Here is an 18,495-nt window from a genome sequence, read left to right as displayed (position 1 = left end):
TTCAGCCGAGCGGCTGGAGGAAGCGCCCGAGCTGCGCGGCCACCTGCCCGGGCGCATCCAGCATCGGCCAGTGGCTCACCTGCGCGAGCGTCACGTGCGGAAGGCGCGATGCGGCCTGGAGGTGCAGGGAGTCCGGGCCCGCGAGCGCCTCGCTCACGAGCGCGAGGCGCGGGCCGCCGTAGCGCGCGAGCGCGGCGCACGGGTCGAAGTGCAGGCTGCTCTCGAGGCAGGCCGCGAAGACGGCGGGCGCGGTGGCGCGCAGCGAGCCGAGCACCCGCGCGCGCGTGGTGGCGCGCGCGTGGACGAGGAGCCCCTCGAACCAGGTCTCGGTGAAGGCGCGGAAGCGCCCGGGTGAGAGCCCCTCGTGCAGCGCCTGCCGCTGCGGCGCGGACAGGTGGCGTGGGTCGGACGCCGGGTCCACCAGCACCAGGCCCGCGAGGCGCGCGGGGTGGCGCGCCGCGTACGCGAGCGCCACCGCGGCGCCGAAGCTGTGCCCCACGAGGCAGAAGGGCTGGGGCAGCAGGGCCTCGGCCACGCGGGCCACGTCCTCCGCGGCGGGCTCCACGCCGTAGCGGCCGTCGGCGGGTGGGGCGCTCTCGCCCATGCCGCGCAGGTCGAGCGCGAGGCTGCGGGTGGGCAGCAGCTGCTGCAGCGGCTCCCAGTGGCCGCGGTCCGCGCCGCCGCCGTGCACGAGGAGCGCGGGCACACCGCCCTCCCCCGCCTCGCTCAGCGCGAGCGCGCCCTCGGGGCCCGGCAGCGTGCGGGAGCTGTGCCTCACGTCCCCCTCATAAGCGGGCAGCCTGCCGGGGGCCGGACATTCGCGCGCGCGGCGCCTCCCTGCGCGCCGCCGAGGACCTAGCTTCGTCCCGTGCGCCCCTCTCCCCTCTCGCTCCTGCGCCGCGCCCCCGTGGGCAGCCCGCTCTTCTTCACCCTGCTGCTGCTGGTCGCTGCGCTCTGGGTCTTCCTGCAGATCGCCGACGAGGTGCACGAGGGCGAGACGCAGCACCTGGACCGCGAGGTGGTGCGCGCGCTGCGAGACCCCGCGGACCCGGCGCGCCCGCTGGGCCCCCTGTGGCTGCCGGAGACGGCGCGCGACGCGACGGCGCTGGGTGGAGTGCCGGTGCTCGCGTTCATCACGCTCACGGTGGCGGGCTTCCTCGCGCTCTCGGGCAAGGGCCGCTCGCTCTGGCTGGTGCTGGGCACCACGCTGGGGGGCCTCGCGCTGAGCCTGCTGCTGAAGGAGGGCTTCGCGCGCCCGCGCCCGGACGTGGTGCCGCACCTGACGCAGACGCTCACCGCGAGCTTCCCCAGCGGCCACTCGATGCTCTCGGCGGTGGTGTACCTCACGCTCGCGCTGCAGGTGTCCGCGCTGGTGCCGAAGCGGCGGCTGAAGGTGTACGTCATCTGCATCGCGCTGCTGCTCACGGTGCTGATCGGCCTGAGCCGGGTGTACCTCGGGGTGCACTACCCCACGGACGTGCTCGCGGGCTGGGCGGCGGGGCTCGCCTGGGCGCTCCTCAGTGCGCTCGTCGCGCGCGCCCTGCGCCGCCGCAGCCCGGAGCTCGCGCAGGAGGCCGCGCACCCGGATGCGGAGTGAGGGATCTTCGACGCCTCACCGCGCGCAGCGCGCCGCGTGCAGCCGCTGCTTCTTCCCCTCGCCTCCGGTGAGGAAGCCGCGCCCGTCCGCGGCGTAGGTCACGGCCTCGCCCTGCGGCTCGTCGGGGGCGGAGAGCTCGCGCGGTTTCGCGTGGAACACGGCCTCGAAGGGGGCGCCGGGTGGGGCGCGCAGCTCGTAGAGGTGGGCGGTGGTGCGCAGCAACACGCGCGGCGCGCAGGGGTGGACGGCGCCGCCGGTGATGGGGCGCTCGCCCGGGGGCGGGAGGTCGAGCCGGGCGACGAAGCGCGCCGAGCCGCCGGCCGCGGGCACGGCGAAGACCTCCGTGGCCTCCGCGCCGCGGCGCTTCGTGACGACATACAGGGCGTCGCGGTGTACCAGCAGCGCCTCCGCGTTGCGCGCGCGGCCGTCCGGGTAGGTGAAGGGAACGCGGACGAAGGGGAGCGCGACGGGCGGGCTGCCGCTCGGGGGGAGCGAGGGGGGCTCGGGGACGCGGTAGAGCGCGTAGCCGGTGCGAGCGCGCGCGTTGTCCCCGATGTCCGCGAGGTAGAGGCAGGTCCCCTCGGGGCAGGGGCCGAGCGCGAGGTCCTCGACATCCCGCACGTGCGCGTCCGGGAGGACGAACTGGGCGAGCTGCGCGCCGCTCACGTCGAGCGCGAAGAAGCGCGCGGCGTCCCCCGAGTCGTTGAGGGCGTAGAGCGCGCCCGGGTGGCGGGGGCTCGCGGCGAGGCCGGAGAGCTCGCGCAGCGCGTGCGGCACCTTGTGCCCGCTGCGCTGGGGAGGCGCGTAGTCCTCGCAGACGCCGCAGGCCGCCGGGGTGGGGGCAGGCGCCGCAGGAGGAGCAGGGGCCTGGGCGGCGGGGTCGCCCGATGCCGGGACGGCGGCGCGCTCCGGTGGGGGCGAGGCCGCAGCCGCCGCGGCGCTCGCCGAGGCCGGCGCGCCGTGCGCGGCGGCGCAGGCGGCGCAGGCGGCGAGCAGCAGCGCTCGCAGCTGCGGAGCAAGAGGGTGGGAAGGAAGGCGTGCCGGGCGCATGGGCTGGCAAGGTAGGCCCCGCGCAGGCGAAGGGCAGGGCCGCGGTTCGGCGGGCGTCCGGTGGGCGATGTGTGCACCCCGCGCCGCAGGCGTCTCGGCCGCCGCGGCCGGGTCTGCGCCTTGCGCGAGGCCGGGCACATGCGCGAGCCTCCGCCCCCCGGGCTTTCCCGTGCGAGGGTCGATGCCGCTGGATTTCACCGTGCTGGAGGACGATCGCCGCCGCGGCGCCATCTCGTCGCTGGGGGTGCGCCAGCACGCGGCGCTGATCGGCCAGGCGAGGGCGCTGGGGCTGCCGCTGCTGATGCGCTTCGCGGACTTCAACGCGGACGCGGAGCTCTCGCATGCGGAGCTGCCGGGGCTCGCGCGGGAGCTGGACCGGGTGGCGAGCGCCGCGGCGGACGCGGACGTGGTGGCGGCGCTGCACGTGGTGCGCGCGGCGCTCGAGCGGGCGGCGCACCTCGGCCAGCCGCTCGTCGCGCTCGCAGACTAGGGCAGGGCGGCATTCGCAACCCGGTTGCAACAGGGGGCAGGGCCCTCTGCCGGGCTTGCACTCGAGGCCCGCGCGCGACATAGGAGCGCCCGGAAGGACTCCTCCCATGTCTGCGTCGCAGCGCTACGACATCATCGTGGTGGGCCTGGGCCACGCCGGCAGCGAGGCGGCGCTGGCGTGTGCGCGCATGGGGCTCTCCACGCTCGCGCTCACCCTCAAGCGCGAGCGCGCGGCGGTGATGAGCTGCAACCCGGCGGTGGGCGGCTCGGCGAAGGGCCACCTGGTGCGCGAGCTGGACGCGCTGGGCGGGGAGATGGGGCGCGCGGCGGACCTCGCCGGCACGCACTTCAAGACGCTCAACGCCTCCAAGGGCCCCGCGGTGCAGGCCACGCGCGTGCTCTGCGACCGCGACGCGTATGCCTCCATCGTGCAGCGCGCCCTCTTCGGCCAGCCGGGGCTCACGGTGCGCGAGGGGGAGGTGGCGGCGCTGCGGGTGGAGGGCGGGCGCATCGCGGGGGTGGAGCTCGCGGGCGGCGAGCAGCTGCAGGCGAGGGCCGTGCTGCTCACCACCGGCACCTTCCTGCAGGCGCTGATGCACGTGGGCGAGCGCAAGGAGGTGGGCGGGCGGCTGGGGGACGAGGCGGCGCGGGGGCTGAGCGACTCGCTGCGCGCGCTCGGCTTCACGTTGGGCCGCTTCAAGACGGGCACCCCGGCGCGGCTCGCGCGAGCGAGTATCGACTGGGAGCGGGTGGAGCGGCAGCCCGGGGACTTCCCTCCGCGCCCCCTCTCCTGGCGCACGCGCTGGGCGCAGGAGGCCGGGGCAGGGGAGTGCTTCCCGCAGCAGCCGCGCGTCGTCTGCGGCGTGACGTACACCACGCAGGCCACGCACGCGCTGCTGCGCGAGAACCTGCACCGCTCGCCGCTCTACGCCGGGGAGATCGTGGGCCGCGGCCCGCGCTACTGCCCGAGCCTCGAGGACAAGGTGGTGCGCTTCGCCGCGCGCGAGCGCCACCAGGTGTTCCTCGAGCCGGAGGGGCCCGAGAGCCCGCTGGTGTACCCGGCGGGGCTGTCCACGAGCCTGCCCGCGGACGTGCAGCTCGCCATCCTGCGCACCATCCCCGGGCTCGAGCGGGTGGAGGTGGTGCGCTACGGCTACGCGGTCGAGTACGACTACGCGCCGCCCACGCAGCTGCGCGCCACGCTGGAGACGCGCGCGGTGGCGGGGCTCTTCTTCGCGGGGCAGCTCAACGGCACCTCGGGCTACGAGGAGGCGGCGTTCCAGGGGCTGTACGCGGGCATCAACGCGGGCCTCCAGGTCCGCGGCGAGCCACCGCTCCTGCTCGGCCGGGACGAGGCGCACGGCGCGGTGCTGGTGGACGAGCTCGTCACGCGCGGCGTGGACGAGCCCTTCCGCATGCTCACGGGGCGCTCGGAGCACCGGCTGCGGCTGCGCGAGGGCAACGCGGACCTGCGCCTCGCGCACCACGGGCACCGGGTGGGGCTGCTGCCGCGCGAGGCGCTGGAGCGGGTGGAGGCGCGCGCCCGCGCCGTGTCCGAGGAGGTGGCGCGGCTCGCGCGCACCGGCGCGGCCGCGCGGCTCAAGCGCCCGGAGGTCACGTACGCGCAGCTCGCGCAGGAGGGGCAGGGGAGGGCGGAGCTGCCCGGCCACGTGCAGGAGGAGGTGGAGGTGGAGGTGAAGTACGCGGGCTACATCGCCCAGGCCGAGCGCGCGGCGGCGCGCGAGCGCGAGGCGTGGGACGCGTGGCGCATCCCCCCGGGCTTCGCCTTCGAAGGCGTGCCCGGCTTGAGCCGCGAGGCGGCGGACAAGCTGCGCAGCTACCGGCCCGAGACGCTGGGCCACGCGCGGCGCATCCCCGGCCTCACCCCCGCGGCCCTCAGCCTGCTGGTGGGGGCGCTGCGGCGTGTCGGCCCGGGCGCGGGGTGAGCCACGCCTGTAGCGCAGTGGCGGTGTGGGGACAGTGCAGGTGTGGGAAATCGCTGGGGTCGGGCCCTGATCCCACAGGGGCTGTGGACAACGTGTGGGCAACTGGGGCCCGGACCAGGGTATGAGTGTTTCCGGGGGTTTAGGGTTCCCGGGTCGGAGGAGGCGCTGTGGATAAGATGCGGTTCGGAGATCGCCTGGCGGAGGGTGCGCAGGCGCTGGGCTTGAGCCTGCCGGCGGGGCTGGACGCGGCGCTCTTCCAGCTCATGGGCGAGTTGCTCAAGTGGAACGCGAAGGTGAACCTCACGGCGATCACCGCGCCGGAGGAGGTGCTGGAGAAGCACTTCCTCGACTCGCTCGCGGTGCTGCCCGAGGTCTCCGGCGCGGCGAGCCTCATGGACCTGGGCGCGGGCGCGGGCTTCCCGGGGCTGCCCCTGAAGCTCGCGCTCCCCCCGCTCGCGGTGACGCTGGTGGACGCGGTGGGCAAGAAGGTGGCGTTCATCAAGGCGGCGGCCGGCGCGCTGCGCCTCACCGAGGTGCGCGGGGTGCACGCGCGCGCCGAGGGCAAGCCGGAGGCGGAGGGGCTGCCGCGCGCGGAGGTGCTCATCGCGCGCGCGTTCCGGGACCTGCCGGACTGGTTGGACCTCGCGCCGGCCTACGTGGCTCCCGGCGGACGCGTGGTGGCGATGCTCGGCAAGGCCGCGACGGACGCGGAGCTCGCGGCGGAGGGCAGCGCGCGCGGGCTGCAGGTGCGCTCGGCCCGCGCCTACCGGCTGCCGTTCTCGGGTGCCGAGCGCCAGGTGGCGGTGTTCGCGAAGGCGCCGTAGCGCCCCGTGTCTTCCCTCGGGGTGAGGGAGCCGGGCGAGGCCGCGTCCGTGCGAGGAAGTGCCGGAGCGGGAGCGTGCCCATGCCCCCACGCTCCACATGGAACACGGGGCGCGAGCCGCGCGCCTACGCCGCGCGCGCAGGCTGCGGCGCGGTGTGCGCGCCGCCGGGCGACCACAGCAACTCCCACGTCGGTGCAGGCGGCGGCCCCTCCACGGTGGGGGAGCCGAAGCGCACCGGGAGCGGGACGCGCCAGCCGCCGCGCCAGCTCAGCTGGCCACTGCCGGCGAGCAGCACCTTGAGCAGCGTGGGGGTGCCCTCGGCGTAGCCGCGCGGGCGCCAGTGGCGCAGGCGCTGCGCGGGCGGACCGGAGATGTCCGGGCGCAGGTGCAGCCGCTCGCCGGCGGTGAGCTGTGCGCGCGGGTGGAGGGTGACGCGCAGCAGCCCGACTTCCGCGGGGCCGAGGCGGGCCTCCACGCGAGTGGGGTAGCTGAGCCGGTCGGCGGCGGGCCCGCGCAGCCGCAGCGCGAGGTGGCGCTCGCGGTCCACGCAGCTCTGCACGGCGACGCGCAGCTCGAAGGCCCCGCTGCTCAGCTGCGCCACCTGGGCGCAGAGCTGCAGGCCGTCGCGCTCGACGATGTGCCCCGGCGGGGCGAGCTCGAGCAGCACGTTGGGCAGGCGCTCCGGACGCCGCAGCTCGCGCCACAGGCCGTAGGCGGGCCCCGCCGCGAGCAGCAGCAGGAGCAGCGCGAGGTTCGCCGCGGTCGGGTTCTCTCCGGGAGTGGCGAGCGCGAAGGCGGTGAGGACGAGCGCGGGGGTGAGGGCGCAGAAGAGCAGCAGCTGCAGCAGGCCCGCGAGGTTGCGCTGTCCCAGGGCCCACCCGCTCGCGCCGCAGAGGGCGAGTCCGCCGGGCAGCCACAGCGGGCCCGGCCCACCCTGCGTGCGCAGCTCGAGCAGCGCCGCGAAGAGGCTCACCCCGAGTCCCACGAGGAAGAGGAGGCCGAGCAGGGCGTGGCCGCGGGAGGCGCGAGGCATGTGCGCGACGATAGCAGGACGCGCGCGGGAGCCGGCAGGGGGGGTGGGAGCGACGGGGGCGCCTGCGCGCGGCTCGCGGGCGATGCGCGCGCGGCCGTGGCGGAGGGGCGCGCCTCCCGTGGGCGACGGGCCCCCCGGTGGAGGCGGGGACCCGTGTCGAGCCCGATGGAGTTCGAGGGTGCCGCGTGCGCTCCCCGCGTGCGCGCCCCGCGTGCGCGCCCCGCGTGCGCTCCCGTCGATGAGGCAGGCCCCTCAGCCGTGGCGCTCGCGGCTGTCGCGCGGCGCCTCTTCGCGCGCGTCCATCCCGTAGTCGCGCAGCACCGCGGCCACCCGCAGCCGGTAGTCGGTGAAGACCTCGCTGCGCCCCCGGGCCTGCGCGGCGCGGTGCGCGTCCTGGGCTCGCCACTGCGCGACCGCCGCCTCGTCGCGCCAGAAGGAGAGCGAGAGCAGCTTGCCCGGGGTGGTGAGGCTCTCGAAGCGCTCGATGGAGAGGAAGCCGTCGATGTGCTCGAGCCGGGCGCGCAGCGCGGCGGCGATTGCCAGGTACTCGTCGCGCCGGCCCTCGGCGGGCCACACCTCGAAGATGACCGCGATCACCGCTGCACCTCCGCGCCGAGCCGGCCCGTGAAGCGCGGGATGCGCCCGTTGAGCGAGGGGCGGAGGGAGGCCGCGGAGGCGAGTCCCCCGAGCTCGAGCCCCACCTCCAGCAGGTGCAGCAGCGCGGCCCGCGCGAGCGTGAGCGCGAGCGTCGCGCCCGGGCAGGCGTGCGCGCCGAGGCCGAAGGCGTGGCCCGGGACGTCCGGGCGAGGATGCGCCGGTGCGGCGGGGTCCTGGTTCGCCGCCGCGAGCAGCACCAGCACCAGCTGGCCTGCGCGCACCGGGGTGCCGAGCAGGGTGAGGTCCTCGGCCGCGTAACGCCGCGTGTTCTGCACCGGGGGCGTCTCGAGCAGTGCGTGGGTGAGCGCGGCATCGACCCGCGCCTGATCGACCCCGAGCACCGAGCGGGGGAGGCCCTCGGCTGCGGAGCGTCGCGCGTTCTGCACCCGGGGGTCCTGAAGGAGCGCATGCGTGAGTGCGGCGTCGACCCGCGCCGAGCCGGCCTGGACCGGTGCGTGGTCTTGTGCTCCATCGCCGCGGGCCTCCGTGTTCCGGCGCCGGTCGGGCGGTGCCGGGGGGAGCTCGGTGCGCTTCGCCATGGCGGGGTGGGGGACAGGGAGAGCGCCGTCGGGGTGCGCCTCCGGAAGCGCTGCCGAAGCGTCCGTGCCCAGCGCGAGGAGGCCCTGGCCGATGAGCCCCGCCGTGGCCTCGCAGGTCTGGACCAGGAGTCCCACGGCATTGGCGAGCGCGACCTCCTCGGACACGCCGGGCGCGCGCCGGAGCGCCTGCAGCAGGGGGCCTCCTCCGGCAGTGCGCAGCCGGGTCTCGAGCGCGTGCGCCGCGCGCTCTCCGGAGGCGCGCTCCCCGGAGGTGGCCAGGGGCGAGAGCGCGGCGACGAGGAGCTGTGCCTCCGGCACCGCGTCCTCGAGCTCCGCCTCGCCGAGGCCCAGCAGCACCCCCACGCACCCGAGCGGGAGCGCGAAGGTGAAGGCCGTGAGCGCCGCGCCCTCCCGGGGTGCGGCGGGCACCAGGGCGGCGGCGCGATGGCGGGCGAGCGCGTGCGCCGTCGCGGGCTCGAGCGCGCCGAGTGCCTCGGCCACCGCGCGGCGCACCGGCTCGCGCGCGGGCCCGTCCGTCATCCGGATGAGCCGGGCGTAGAGCGCCGCGAGCCCGGGGTGCTCGAGGAGGGGAGGGGGTACGGGTTCGTGCGGGGGGCGCACCCGCAGTCCCGGATGGTGCAGGGCGGCGCACACCGCTCCGGCGCCCGCCGCGATCCACGCCTCGCGGCGCGGGTCCCAGGTGAGCGCGGGCTGCGCCGCGAGCGCTGCGTAGTAGGCGCGCGGGTCGGGGTGGGTGGCGGCTTCGAGCGGGTCGGCAGGGGGCGGCGGCGCGGCGGTCACGGTCGGCTCCGGGGGCGAGAGGGGATGGCAGGAGCCATCCTCGGCGCCCGGGCGGGGGCGATGTTTCGCCGCGGAGCGAAGGGTGCTTTTGACGGCTCAGCGCGGAGCGAGCAGGTCGATCGAGGCGACGCGGCCCTCGAGATCGAAGGTCACCCGCTCGTGCAGCTCCCCCCGGGCGCAGCACAGGGGCACGTCCACCACCACCGTGGTGGGGTCCTCCCCGAGGTGCAGCGCTGGCTCCTCCACCGCGACGAGCTCGCCGAGTCGGCCGAGCGCGTCTGCCCAGGCGTCGGCGAGCCGGTCCACCTGGAGCGGGGCGGCCGGCTCGAGCTGGGCGCGCAGCGCCGCCCAGTCGCCCTGGAGCTGGTGGTGGACGAGGTGGAGTGCGCGCACGCCCGCATCGTCGAGCGAAGGGGAGGAGAGCATGGAGAGGTCTCGCTGTGGGAAGGGGCGGCGGGGTGAAGGCCTGCCCGGGTGACGAGTGTTTATGTCGTCGCCCCGGGCGCGTGCCCGTGTCCGGGGGCCGCAGGGGGAGGGTGGATGGTGGACGTTCGGAATGCCGGGTGGGGAGGCGCGGGACCGCCAGAGGCCCGGTGGGGCGGCTGCCGTGTTCCACGTGGAACGTTCATGGGGACGGGGCCGACCCGAAGCGGCCTGCCCGATCGCACGGGCGATCGGGGCGGGGGTGGCGGGGCGCTGATGGACAGCGCGGCGCGTGTCGTGTTCCACGTGGAACATCCCGAGGAGGAGGTGTCCCGCCCGCATGGCGGAGGGGGCAGCGGGCGGTTGCCGGAATGCCAGCAGGGGAGGCGGCGCCGTGCGTGGGGCGCCCGCCTCGGTCGCAGCGAGCGGCTCGCCGGCCGGGCCGCCCGACATGCGCTCGGGCGGCCAGATGGGCAGCAGCGGGTGGGGCGGCAGTGCGGGCCTCGGCCGCTCGGATCGGGCTCGGGCTTCCAGCATAACGTGGGTCTGGAGGCAGGAGGTGTTCCACGTGGAACGCCCACGCCCATGCCCGGCGGTTGCGGCTGGGCAGGCAGGCAGCCGGGGTCTCCGGAGAGAGCCGCGGCAGAGACGGTCCGGCGTGCGGTGAGAGCGGGGGACCGGTGATCGCGATGCCTCTGCCGCCCACGCGGGGCTCGCCGCCAACCGCTCGGAGGGCGCCCGTGAAAGACGCCCGTGACGTTTCCGAACGCGCTGCCCATCCGCGTGCGCCCGACTCCCTGTTCCACGTGGAACGCCGCGCCTGCCTGCCCGCCCGTCAGGCCCCTGAACTATGAGGGGAGGCGAAGTGGCCGAGGGGCGGGGAGCGTGCTACCACCCACCCCCAAGCGGGCCCCCGCCAGCGCGGCGAGGGTCTGGAGGAAGGGCAACCGTGGGCCGAATCATCTGCATCTCGAACCAGAAGGGTGGCGTGGGCAAGACGACCACCGCCATCAACCTCGCCGCCAGCCTCGCGTCCGCCGAGCGCAAGACGCTGCTGGTGGACATGGATCCGCAGGGCAACGCGGGCAGCGGGCTGGGCCTCAAGCGCGAGGCGCTCAACGGCACCGTGTACGACGCGCTGCTGGGCGGCACCCCGATGCGCGAGCTGCTGCACGCGACCGAGCTGCGCTTCCTCCAGGTCGTCCCCGCGACCCCCGACCTCACCGGCGCGGAGGTGGAGCTGGTGGGGGTGGAGCGGCGCGAGTACCGGCTGCGCGAGGCGCTGCGCCCGCTCGCCGCGGACTACGACTACATCATCATCGACTGCCCGCCGAGCCTCGGCCTGCTCACCCTCAACGCGCTCACCGCGGCCGACAGCGTGCTCATCCCGCTGCAGTGCGAGTACTACGCGCTCGAGGGCCTGAGCCAGCTCACCCACACCGTGGAGCTGGTGCGCCAGGGGCTCAACCCGGAGCTGAAGATGGAGGGCATCCTGCTCACCATGTTCGACGCCCGGGCGAACATCGCGCACCAGGTGGTGGACGAGGTGCGCGGCTACTTCAAGAGCCAGGTCTTCGACGCGGTGGTGCCGCGCAACGTGCGCCTCAGCGAGTGCCCGTCCTTCGGCAAGCCGATCATCCTCTACGACATCAAGAGCAAGGGCTGCGAGAGCTACCTCGCCCTCAGCCGCGAGATCCTCCACCGCGAGGGGGCAGGCGGCGGGCCGGCGCAGGTGGCGTAGGGCGCGCGGGAACGCGGCGCGCGCCGCGGCGGTTCGGGCAGGGCGTGTGCGCGCCCGGCACCCGCGGGGCGGCAGGGACCGAGACGGCAGCAAGGTGAAGGGACACGAACGTGCTCAACGGCAGTGACAAGCAGAAGCGGGCGCTGGGACGCGGGCTCTCCGCGCTCATCCCCCAGGCAGCGCCGCCCCCGGCCGCCCAGGCCGCGGATGCCGCAGCAGCAGCGGCGGCCGCGGCCCCGCGCGCGGGCGGGGTGCTGAAGATCCCCATCGAGAGCATCAAGCGCGACTCGGCCCAGCCGCGCCGCCACTTCGACGAGGAGAAGCTCGCCGAGCTCACCGCCTCCATCCGCGCGCAGGGCCTGCTGCAGCCGGTGCTCGTGCGCAAGGACGGGGACGGCTACCGGCTCATCGCCGGCGAGCGCCGCTGGCGCGCGAGCCAGGCCGCGGGGCTGCAGGAGATCCCGGCGCTGGTGCGCGAGGTGACGGAGGGCCAGGCCTTCGAGCTCGCGCTGGTGGAGAACCTGCAGCGCGCGGACCTCAACCCCATCGAGGAGGCCGAGGGCTACAAGCGCCTCACCGACGAGTTCGGCCTCACCCAGGAGCAGGTGAGCGCGCGCGTGGGCAAGGACCGCTCCAGCGTGGCCAACGCCCTGCGCCTGCTCGGGCTGCCGGACGAGGTGAAGGCGATGGTCGCCGACGGCAGCCTCAACATGGGCCACGCGCGCGCGCTGCTCGGCGTACCGCGCATCCCCGAGATGATGGACCTCGCCGCCCAGGTCGCCGCGCGCAAGCTCAGCGTGCGCGAGACCGAGAAGCTGGTGCAGGACGCGAAGGGCCCGAAGGGCAAGGCGGGCCCCGCGAAGGCGCAGAAGCAGAGCGCGCAGACGCGCGCGCTGGTGGAGGAGCTGCAGCGCACGCTGGGCACCAAGGTGCGGCTCGTCGAACGCGGCGGCGGAAAAGGCACCCTGGAGGTCGACTTCTTCTCGTACGATGACCTCGACCGGCTCTTGAAGCACTTCAGGAAGGAGTAGCGCGTGGCGCTCCTCGGGAAGCGGGAAGGTTCAACCGGTAGCTCTTTTGTCACCAAGCGGGAGGAGGACTCCGTGTCGACGCGAGCAGGTGAGGTTCACACCCTTCTGGGGAAGGGCAGCGAGTTCGAGGGGAAGCTCACCTTCGAGGGACAGGTGCGCATCGACGGCAAGTTCAACGGTCAGATCGTGACCAAGGACACGCTCGTCATCGGCGATGGGGCCCGCGTCAACGCGGAGATCCAGGCCGGCACCGTGATCATCAACGGCCTGGTGGAGGGCAACGTGCGCGCCACCTCCATCATCGAGGTGCATCAGCCCGGCCGCATCAAGGGCAACCTCGAGACCCCGGCGCTCGCGATGGACCGCGGCGTCATCTTCGAGGGCAGCTGCAAGATGGAGAACCTGGGCAAGCCCGGCGCGCCGGTCCCCGGCCCCGGCGCTCATCCCGACGCGGCGAAGAAGTAGGTGGCCCGGGTGCTGCGGCCGAGGCGGGAGGCCACGCGGCTCGGCGCCGCGGCCGCGGCAGTGCTCGCGCTGGGGTGCTCCGGGCGCGGAGGCGATGCGGCCTCCGTGGCCCAGGAGCCGCCGGACGCGGGCGTGGCCCCGCGCGGGAGCCCGGCTCCGCGCGCCGGGGTGAAGGTGCCCCTGCCTCCGGGGTGGACGGCGCAGCTGGGCGCGGACGGCAGCTTCCAGGCCGGCCCCGCAGGGCGCGCGGTGCTGCGGGTGGACATCCGCCCGGGCGCCGGCGCGCAGCTGCCCGACACGGAGACGCTCGCGGCGAGCGTGCCGCAGCAGTTCGCCCAGCCCACGGCGGACTGGAAGTGGGGCTTCGCCGCCTCGCTCGACCAGGAGGAGGGGGATGCGCGCCGCACGCTCGTGCGGGTGACCGTGGCCCCGAAGCTCCCGGACGGCGGCGTGGGCCCGCAGTGGCCGGCGCTCGTGGGTGCGAAGCGCGCCGGGGATGACCTCTTCCTCTGCTCCACGCTCCCCAACGTCACCGGGGACGAGGTGCGGCTCGCCACCGAGGCCTGCCGCGACATCGAGCGGCAGGGCGGAAAGTAGGCGCTCGCGCCCGCTCTGCTCCTCACGGCTGCACCGGGTGAGTCGAGTGGGCGAAGCTGTCCCCTCTCCCTCTGGGAGAGGGTCGGGGTGAGGGAAGAGGGCCGCCGCTGCGTGCCCGTTCCACGTGCAACGCCGCGCCGCCCGCAGGCTCTCACTCCCGGGTGAGCCGAGCAGCGCTCGTGCCGCAGCGAGGAGGTGCCAGGCCCAGCGCTCGGAGCCGGACTTCGCCGCGCTGCGCCCGGTGTCGCCCGAACGCGAACTTCGCCGCAGCTGACGCGCGAAACACCGCTCCCCTCGGCGGGTCGCCGAGACCGGGACCCAGAGCGCGCTCCGAGGGGTTGTCGTAAACACGCTCCGGCGGAGCCCCGATCGTGCCGCGGAAACGCTCGCTCTCACCCGCGGGACCTCCGGCGCTTCTCACGCCCAGGCAGTGCGGCGCTGCGGTCGGGTTCGAGGGCTCGCGCCGCACACGCAAAACTGCTCGCGCGAACGTTCCGAAGGCCCGCGTCGCACACGGCGCTGCATGCGCGGACTTTCCGAAGGCTCGCGTCGCACCCACGAGACTGCACGCATGAACGTTCCGATGATTCGCGCCGCCCGGGCGATGCTGCGCGCACGGACGTTCCGATGAGTCGTGCCGCGCGGCCGAGACTGCGCGCACGGACGCTGCGATGGCTCACGCCGCCCGGAAGCGTTTGTGCGCGCGGACGTTACATGCGTCACCGCACGAGCGACGCTCGCTGAGCTCGCCCCCTCTGCCGACTTGGCCGCGCGCGGACCCCGAAAAAAGCAGAGGAGGGCCGTCGACGGATCTGGGTTCTTGAGTTTCAGGTGTTCCGGCTTTGTCGAAAGGAGAGCTGCCCCTCCCTGGCGAGACGGACCAGCCCTTGCCCGGGACATGCCCTGCAGACGCTCACCGCGATGACGCTCGCGCGGCGCCTCCCGCGTGATTAACCCCACGTCACCCCCTCAAGCGGAGAAGGCATGACCCCGGACTGGAAGGCGAACCTGCTCGTCGACGACGCGCGCATCCACGCACTGCTCAAGGGCGCCAAGCGCATCGCGGTGCTGGGCATCAAGCCGGACGCGGAGGCGGACAAGCCCGGCCACGCGGTGCCGGCATATCTGAAGGAGCACGGCTACGAGATCGTCCCCGTCCCGGTGAAGGACGCGGGCGGAACGGTGCTCGGGCAGAAGGCGTACGCGCGGGTGCAGGACGTGCCGGGGCCGGTCGACATCGTGGAGGTGTTCCGCAAGCCGGCAGACATCGATGCGCACGTGGAGGACCTGCTCGCGAAGAAGCCGAAGGCCGTCTGGTTCCAGCTCGGCATCCGCAACGACGCGGCGGCCGAGCGGCTCGCGAAGGCGGGCATCCAGGTGGTGCAGGACCGGTGCATGAAGATCGAGCACCACCGCCTCGGCTGAGTCCGCCCTCTCCCGCCGAGAAAGGGACGGGTGAGCGACGCGGGCCCTCACCGCGTGTCCCTGCGGTGAAATCGCTGATGGCGGTGCCCGCCCAACGCGGGCACTCTCGGCGCATGAGCCTGGACGCACTCTTCCTGCTGCACAGCGGCCTCGCGCGCGAGGCGCCCGGCAGCGACGCGTGCACGTTCGAGGCGCTGCGTCGGCTCGGGCCGCTGCCCGCGTCGCCGCGGGTCCTGGACCTCGGCTGCGGGCCGGGCGCTTCCACGCTCGCGCTCGCCCGCGCGCTGCAGGTGCCCGTCACCGGCATGGACCTGCACGCGCCCTACCTGCAGCAGCTGCGCACGCGCGCGGAGGCCGAGGGGCTCGCGGAGCTCGTGCGCACGCGGGAGGCGGACTTCGGCGCCCTCGACGACGAGCCGGAGAGCGTGGACCTGCTCTGGAGCGAGGGGGCCATCAACCACCTCACCTGGGCGCAGGGGCTGCGGCGCTGGCGGCCGCTCGTCGCGCCCGGCGGCGCGCTCGCCTTGAGCGAGCTCACCTGGCTCACGCACGCGCCGCCTGCGGAGGCCCGGGCCTTCTGGCGCCGCGCGTACCCGAACATGGGCACGGTGGACTTCAACTGCGCGGTGGCGCAGGCGTTCGGCTTGCGCGTGCAGGACACCTTCGTGCTGCCGCCCGAGGCGTGGGAGGCCTACTACCGGCCGCTCGAGGCGCGGATGGAGCGCCTCGAGCGCCAGGTGCACGGAGATGCCGAGCTCACCGGGCTCATCGCCGAGACGCGCCAGGAGGTGGCGCTCTACCGGCAGTGCGGTGAGAGCTACGGATACGTCTTCTATCTCCTGCGCGTTTGAGGAGGGCAGGGCACCCGGTTCCACGCGGAACCGGGCGCAGCTGTCCCCTCTCCCCCTGGAGAGGGGACGGGGTGAGGGATGGCGCTGCAGGCACGGCGCGCGACACAGGAGGAAGCGATGCAGTTCACGCTCGTCGACGATGTTTCGCCGTCGCTGCTCGAGCTGCTCCTCGGGTGGTGGGCGTTCCTGCTGATTCCGGTGGGACTCCCCCTGCTGCTCTGGCTCCGCCACAGCGCGCGCAACCCACGCGACGTGCTGTTAGGTGGCACCGGCCTGCGTGCCGGCACTCGTCGCGGTCGGGACGGCAGCTCCTCGCTCGTTCCTGCGGGAGCTCTGATCGGTCTGCAGCTGTTCGGCATGTTGCTCTCGGTCGGTCTGCTGCGCCTCTTCCTCGAGAGCGACGTGCCCGGCGGTGAGGACACGGGCTGGCTCGTCGCACCCACCCTCGCGGGTGGGCTGATGCTCGTCGCGTGGATGCTCTGCGAGCGCAGCCCGCGCGCAGCGCGCGACGTGCTCCATGTGGAACGGGTGTCTCGCCGTCGAGAGTAGGCGCGGGAGAGATGCCCTCGTCCCTCACCCATTCCCTCTCCCAGGGGGAGAGGGGACACCTTCGCCCGCTTCCTCACGGCCTGCGTGAGCGCGGCGCTACGGCTTCACGCACAGGGACAGGGCGAAGTCTCCGGCCGCGTCCGTCCACCAGTGCTCGAGGCGCAGGCCCGCCTGGGTGAGCTCGCCCTCCACGTCGTCGCGGTCGAACTTGCAGCTCACCTCGGTGCGGAAGCGCTCGCCCTGCTCGAAGGCCACCTGCATCCCCAGCCGCGGCAGGTTCACCGTCTGCGCGCGCCGCGAGATGAGCAGCATCTCGATCCACCGCTCGCGCTCGTCGAAGCGCGCCAGGTGCTCGAAGGCCTCCAGGTCGAAGTTCGCGCCCAGCTCCCGGTTGAGCACCGCGAGCAGGTTCAGGTTGAACTCCGCCGTCACGCCCGCGCTGTCGTTGTACGCCGCGTGCAGCCGGTAGCGGTCCTTGATCAGGTCCGTGCCCAGCAGCAGCCCGTCCCCGGGCGCGAGCGTCGCCGAGAGCTCGTTGAAGAAGCGCGCGCGCGCCGCCGGCTTGAAGTTGCCGATGGTCCCCCCGAGGAAGGCCACCAGCCTTCGCCCTCCGCGCGGCAGCAGCGGCAGGTGGCGCTCGAAGTCCCCCACCACCGCGTGCACCCGCAGCCCCGGGTACTCGCGCGCCACGGCCGCCGCCGCGTCGCGCAGGAAGGACTCGCTCACGTCGAAGGGCACGAAGCGCTCGAAGCCCCCGCGCGCCTCGAAGGCGTCCAGCAGCAGGCGCGTCTTCTCGCTCGTGCCGCTGCCCAGCTCGATGAGCGTGTCCGCGCCGCTCGCCTGGGCGATCTCCCCTGCGCGCGCCTGCAGGATCTCCCGCTCGCGGCGCGTGGGGTAGTACTCCGGCAGGCGGGTGATCTCGTCGAAGAGCTCGCTGCCGCGCGCGTCGTAGAGCCACTTCGGGCTCAGCTCGCGCGCGTGCGGCGGGGCGCGGAAGGCCTCGGTCACCTCGCGCTCCAGCGCGCGCGCCGCGTCCTGCGCGCCCACGTACACGTCCACGGCCACCGGGAGCCTGTTGCGCGCCAGCGCGGGGTGCGCCAGCAATTCCTCCACCTGCTCTCTCATCGACCGTCCTCCCCGTCCCGTGCACAGCGAAACCCTGCGAAGATCTGCCGGCGCACCGGCAGGTCCCAGTTGCGGAAGCTCGCGCGCACCGCCACCGGCGCGCTCGCCCACGCGCCTCCGCGCAGCACCTTGTGCGCGGGGCCGAAGAACACCTCCGAGTACTCCCGGTACGGAAACGCGCGGAAGCCGGGGTACGGCGCGAAGTCGGACGCGGTCCACTCCCATACGTCGCCCACCAGGCCGTGGATCTCCTCGGGGCTCGCGCCCGCGGGGTAGCTGCCCACCGGCGCGGGCGCCCACGTCTCCGCGTCCCCGCTCGCCAGGTTCGCGCGCTCGGGCGTGGCGGGCGCCTCGCCCCAGGGCCAGGTCCGCGCAGGCTCCGTGCCCGCCGGCCCCGCGCAGGCGCGCTCCCACTCGGCCTCGGTGGGCAGGCGCTTGCCGCAGAAGCGCGCGTACGCGTCCGCCTCGTACCAGGACACGTGCTGCACCGGCTCGTCCTTGGGCAGCGGCTCCACCCACCCGAAGCGCCGCCGCAGCCAGACGTGGTTGCCCTGCGGGAGCCAGAACTGCGGATGGGCGAGCCCCTCGCGCTGCACGTGGGCGAAGCCCTCGGGCGTCCACCAGCGCGCGTCCGCGTAGCCGCCGCTCTCCACGAAGACGAGGAAGTCCCCGTTCGTCACCGGGTGCGCGTCGATGAAGAAGGGGGCGAGCGGCGCCACGTGCGCGGGGCGCTCGTTGTCGTAGGCCCACGCCGCGTCGCTGCCGCGCGGCGCGGGGCCACCGGGGACGTACACCTCGAAGAGCGGCACGGCGGCGGGCTGCGGCCGGGGCCGCGCGGCCGGGCGGTACTCGAAGTGCGTCATCAGCTGCAGCGTGGCGGCGAGCGTCTCCGCGTGCTGCTGCTCGTGCTGCGCCACCATCCCGAAGGCGAAGCCGCCGGCGAGCAGCGGCTCGGGACTCTCCTCCGGCAGCACTTCCAGATATTCGAGCACGCGCGCGCGCACCCGGGCCGCGTAGGCGAACGCGGCCTCGGGCGAGAGCAGCGGCAGGGTGGGGCGGCTGGCGCGCGGGTGGCGGAAGGCGTCGTAGACCGCGTCGAAGGCGCGGTCGGTGAGCGCCGGGGCGCCCAGCGCGCGCAGCAGCCACTGCTCCTCGTAGTTGGCCACGTGCGCCACGTCCCAGACGAGCGGCGACATGAGGGGCGAGTGCTGCCGCACCAGCTCCGCCTCGGGCAGCGGCTGCAGCATGCGCAGCGTGCGGGCGCGCGCGCGGGCGAGCTCCTCGCGCGCACGCGCCTTCCACCCGGCGACGGCCTCCGGGCTCCGCTGTGGCTGGGCCATCCCGCGCATTGG

At 74.8% G+C, this 18,495-nt stretch carries 19 protein-coding genes; 11 read left to right on the top strand and 8 right to left on the bottom strand.

Annotation, left to right across the window (positions count from 1 at the left end; translation table 11 throughout):
* Window position 1 precedes the first annotated feature (1 nt).
* A complete protein-coding gene (locus FGE12_RS23625) occupies window positions 2–778 on the bottom strand; it encodes an alpha/beta fold hydrolase (protein ID WP_194798198.1) in 777 nt (258 codons plus the stop codon).
* 90 nt (window positions 779–868) lie between these two features.
* On the opposite strand from FGE12_RS23625, the gene FGE12_RS23620 reads away from it, so the two are divergent.
* The gene (locus FGE12_RS23620; RefSeq protein ID WP_370459123.1) at window positions 869–1,597 is read left to right on the top strand and encodes a phosphatase PAP2 family protein; all 729 of its coding nucleotides are present in this window, start codon (window positions 869–871) and stop codon (window positions 1,595–1,597) included.
* 15 nt (window positions 1,598–1,612) lie between these two features.
* Here FGE12_RS23620 and FGE12_RS23615 read toward each other — a convergent pair whose 3' ends face one another.
* Window positions 1,613–2,647 (bottom strand): hypothetical protein, encoded by a 1,035-nt coding sequence (locus tag FGE12_RS23615; protein WP_153868841.1) that lies wholly within the window; start codon window positions 2,645–2,647, stop codon window positions 1,613–1,615.
* A gap of 181 nt (window positions 2,648–2,828) precedes the next feature.
* Between FGE12_RS23615 and FGE12_RS23610 the strand changes: the two genes are divergently transcribed.
* From FGE12_RS23610 to rsmG, 3 genes are all read left to right on the top strand, one after another.
* A complete protein-coding gene (locus FGE12_RS23610; RefSeq protein ID WP_153868840.1) occupies window positions 2,829–3,137 on the top strand; it encodes a hypothetical protein in 309 nt (102 codons plus the stop codon).
* 106 nt (window positions 3,138–3,243) lie between these two features.
* Complete coding sequence (gene mnmG / locus FGE12_RS23605) at window positions 3,244–5,082, top strand: tRNA uridine-5-carboxymethylaminomethyl(34) synthesis enzyme MnmG (RefSeq protein WP_153868839.1); 1,839 nt, start codon at window positions 3,244–3,246, stop codon at window positions 5,080–5,082.
* A gap of 167 nt (window positions 5,083–5,249) precedes the next feature.
* The gene (rsmG, locus tag FGE12_RS23600) at window positions 5,250–5,906 is read left to right on the top strand and encodes a 16S rRNA (guanine(527)-N(7))-methyltransferase RsmG (RefSeq protein WP_194798197.1); all 657 of its coding nucleotides are present in this window, start codon (window positions 5,250–5,252) and stop codon (window positions 5,904–5,906) included.
* Between the two features lie 124 nt (window positions 5,907–6,030).
* Here rsmG and FGE12_RS23595 read toward each other — a convergent pair whose 3' ends face one another.
* From FGE12_RS23595 to FGE12_RS23585, 4 genes are all read right to left on the bottom strand, one after another.
* Window positions 6,031–6,939, bottom strand: coding sequence for a hypothetical protein (locus FGE12_RS23595; RefSeq protein WP_153868838.1), 909 nt, complete (start codon window positions 6,937–6,939; stop codon window positions 6,031–6,033).
* A gap of 252 nt (window positions 6,940–7,191) precedes the next feature.
* Complete coding sequence (locus FGE12_RS30725; protein WP_194798196.1) at window positions 7,192–7,536, bottom strand: antibiotic biosynthesis monooxygenase; 345 nt, start codon at window positions 7,534–7,536, stop codon at window positions 7,192–7,194.
* Window positions 7,533–8,936 carry a hypothetical protein gene (locus tag FGE12_RS31050; protein WP_194798195.1) on the bottom strand — a complete coding sequence of 468 codons (1,404 nt, stop codon included), beginning with the start codon at window positions 8,934–8,936 and terminating at the stop codon, window positions 7,533–7,535. The genes FGE12_RS30725 and FGE12_RS31050 overlap by 4 nt, the downstream gene beginning before the upstream one ends.
* A 96-nt stretch (window positions 8,937–9,032) precedes the next feature.
* Window positions 9,033–9,362, bottom strand: a complete 330-nt coding sequence (locus FGE12_RS23585; RefSeq protein WP_153868837.1) for a hypothetical protein — start codon at window positions 9,360–9,362, stop codon at window positions 9,033–9,035.
* A 946-nt stretch (window positions 9,363–10,308) separates the two neighbouring features.
* Here FGE12_RS23585 and FGE12_RS23580 point away from each other — a divergent pair.
* The 7 genes from FGE12_RS23580 (at window position 10,309) to FGE12_RS23550 (ending at window position 16,018) form a co-directional block, all read left to right on the top strand.
* Complete coding sequence (locus FGE12_RS23580) at window positions 10,309–11,100, top strand: AAA family ATPase (RefSeq protein WP_194798194.1); 792 nt, start codon at window positions 10,309–10,311, stop codon at window positions 11,098–11,100.
* Window positions 11,101–11,210: 110 nt separating this feature from the next.
* Window positions 11,211–12,131 carry a ParB/RepB/Spo0J family partition protein gene (locus FGE12_RS23575; RefSeq protein WP_194798193.1) on the top strand — a complete coding sequence of 307 codons (921 nt, stop codon included), beginning with the start codon at window positions 11,211–11,213 and terminating at the stop codon, window positions 12,129–12,131.
* 72 nt (window positions 12,132–12,203) lie between these two features.
* Entirely contained in the window at window positions 12,204–12,596 is a 393-nt protein-coding gene (locus tag FGE12_RS23570) for a polymer-forming cytoskeletal protein (protein ID WP_370459122.1), read from the top strand.
* 9 nt (window positions 12,597–12,605) lie between these two features.
* Complete coding sequence (locus tag FGE12_RS23565) at window positions 12,606–13,193, top strand: hypothetical protein (protein WP_370459121.1); 588 nt, start codon at window positions 12,606–12,608, stop codon at window positions 13,191–13,193.
* A gap of 984 nt (window positions 13,194–14,177) precedes the next feature.
* Entirely contained in the window at window positions 14,178–14,618 is a 441-nt protein-coding gene (locus FGE12_RS23560) for a CoA-binding protein (RefSeq protein WP_153868836.1), read from the top strand.
* Between the two features lie 113 nt (window positions 14,619–14,731).
* The gene (locus FGE12_RS23555; protein WP_153868835.1) at window positions 14,732–15,469 is read left to right on the top strand and encodes a class I SAM-dependent methyltransferase; all 738 of its coding nucleotides are present in this window, start codon (window positions 14,732–14,734) and stop codon (window positions 15,467–15,469) included.
* A 117-nt stretch (window positions 15,470–15,586) separates the two neighbouring features.
* Entirely contained in the window at window positions 15,587–16,018 is a 432-nt protein-coding gene (locus FGE12_RS23550; protein WP_153868834.1) for a hypothetical protein, read from the top strand.
* 96 nt (window positions 16,019–16,114) lie between these two features.
* Here the strand turns inward: FGE12_RS23550 and egtD are convergent, their stop codons facing one another.
* Window positions 16,115–17,143, bottom strand: a complete 1,029-nt coding sequence (gene egtD / locus FGE12_RS23545; protein WP_153868833.1) for an L-histidine N(alpha)-methyltransferase — start codon at window positions 17,141–17,143, stop codon at window positions 16,115–16,117.
* Window positions 17,140–18,483: an ergothioneine biosynthesis protein EgtB gene (egtB, locus tag FGE12_RS23540; protein ID WP_228531031.1), complete on the bottom strand. Its 1,344-nt coding sequence runs from the start codon at window positions 18,481–18,483 to the stop codon at window positions 17,140–17,142. Before egtB ends, egtD begins: the two co-directional genes overlap by 4 nt.
* Window positions 18,484–18,495: the final 12 nt, after the last annotated feature.

The sequence above is a fragment of the Aggregicoccus sp. 17bor-14 genome (assembly GCF_009659535.1).
Taxonomy (GTDB): domain Bacteria; phylum Myxococcota; class Myxococcia; order Myxococcales; family Myxococcaceae; genus Aggregicoccus.
Note: the sequence above shows the minus strand (reverse complement) of the source record. Positions and strands in the feature narration are given on the sequence as shown.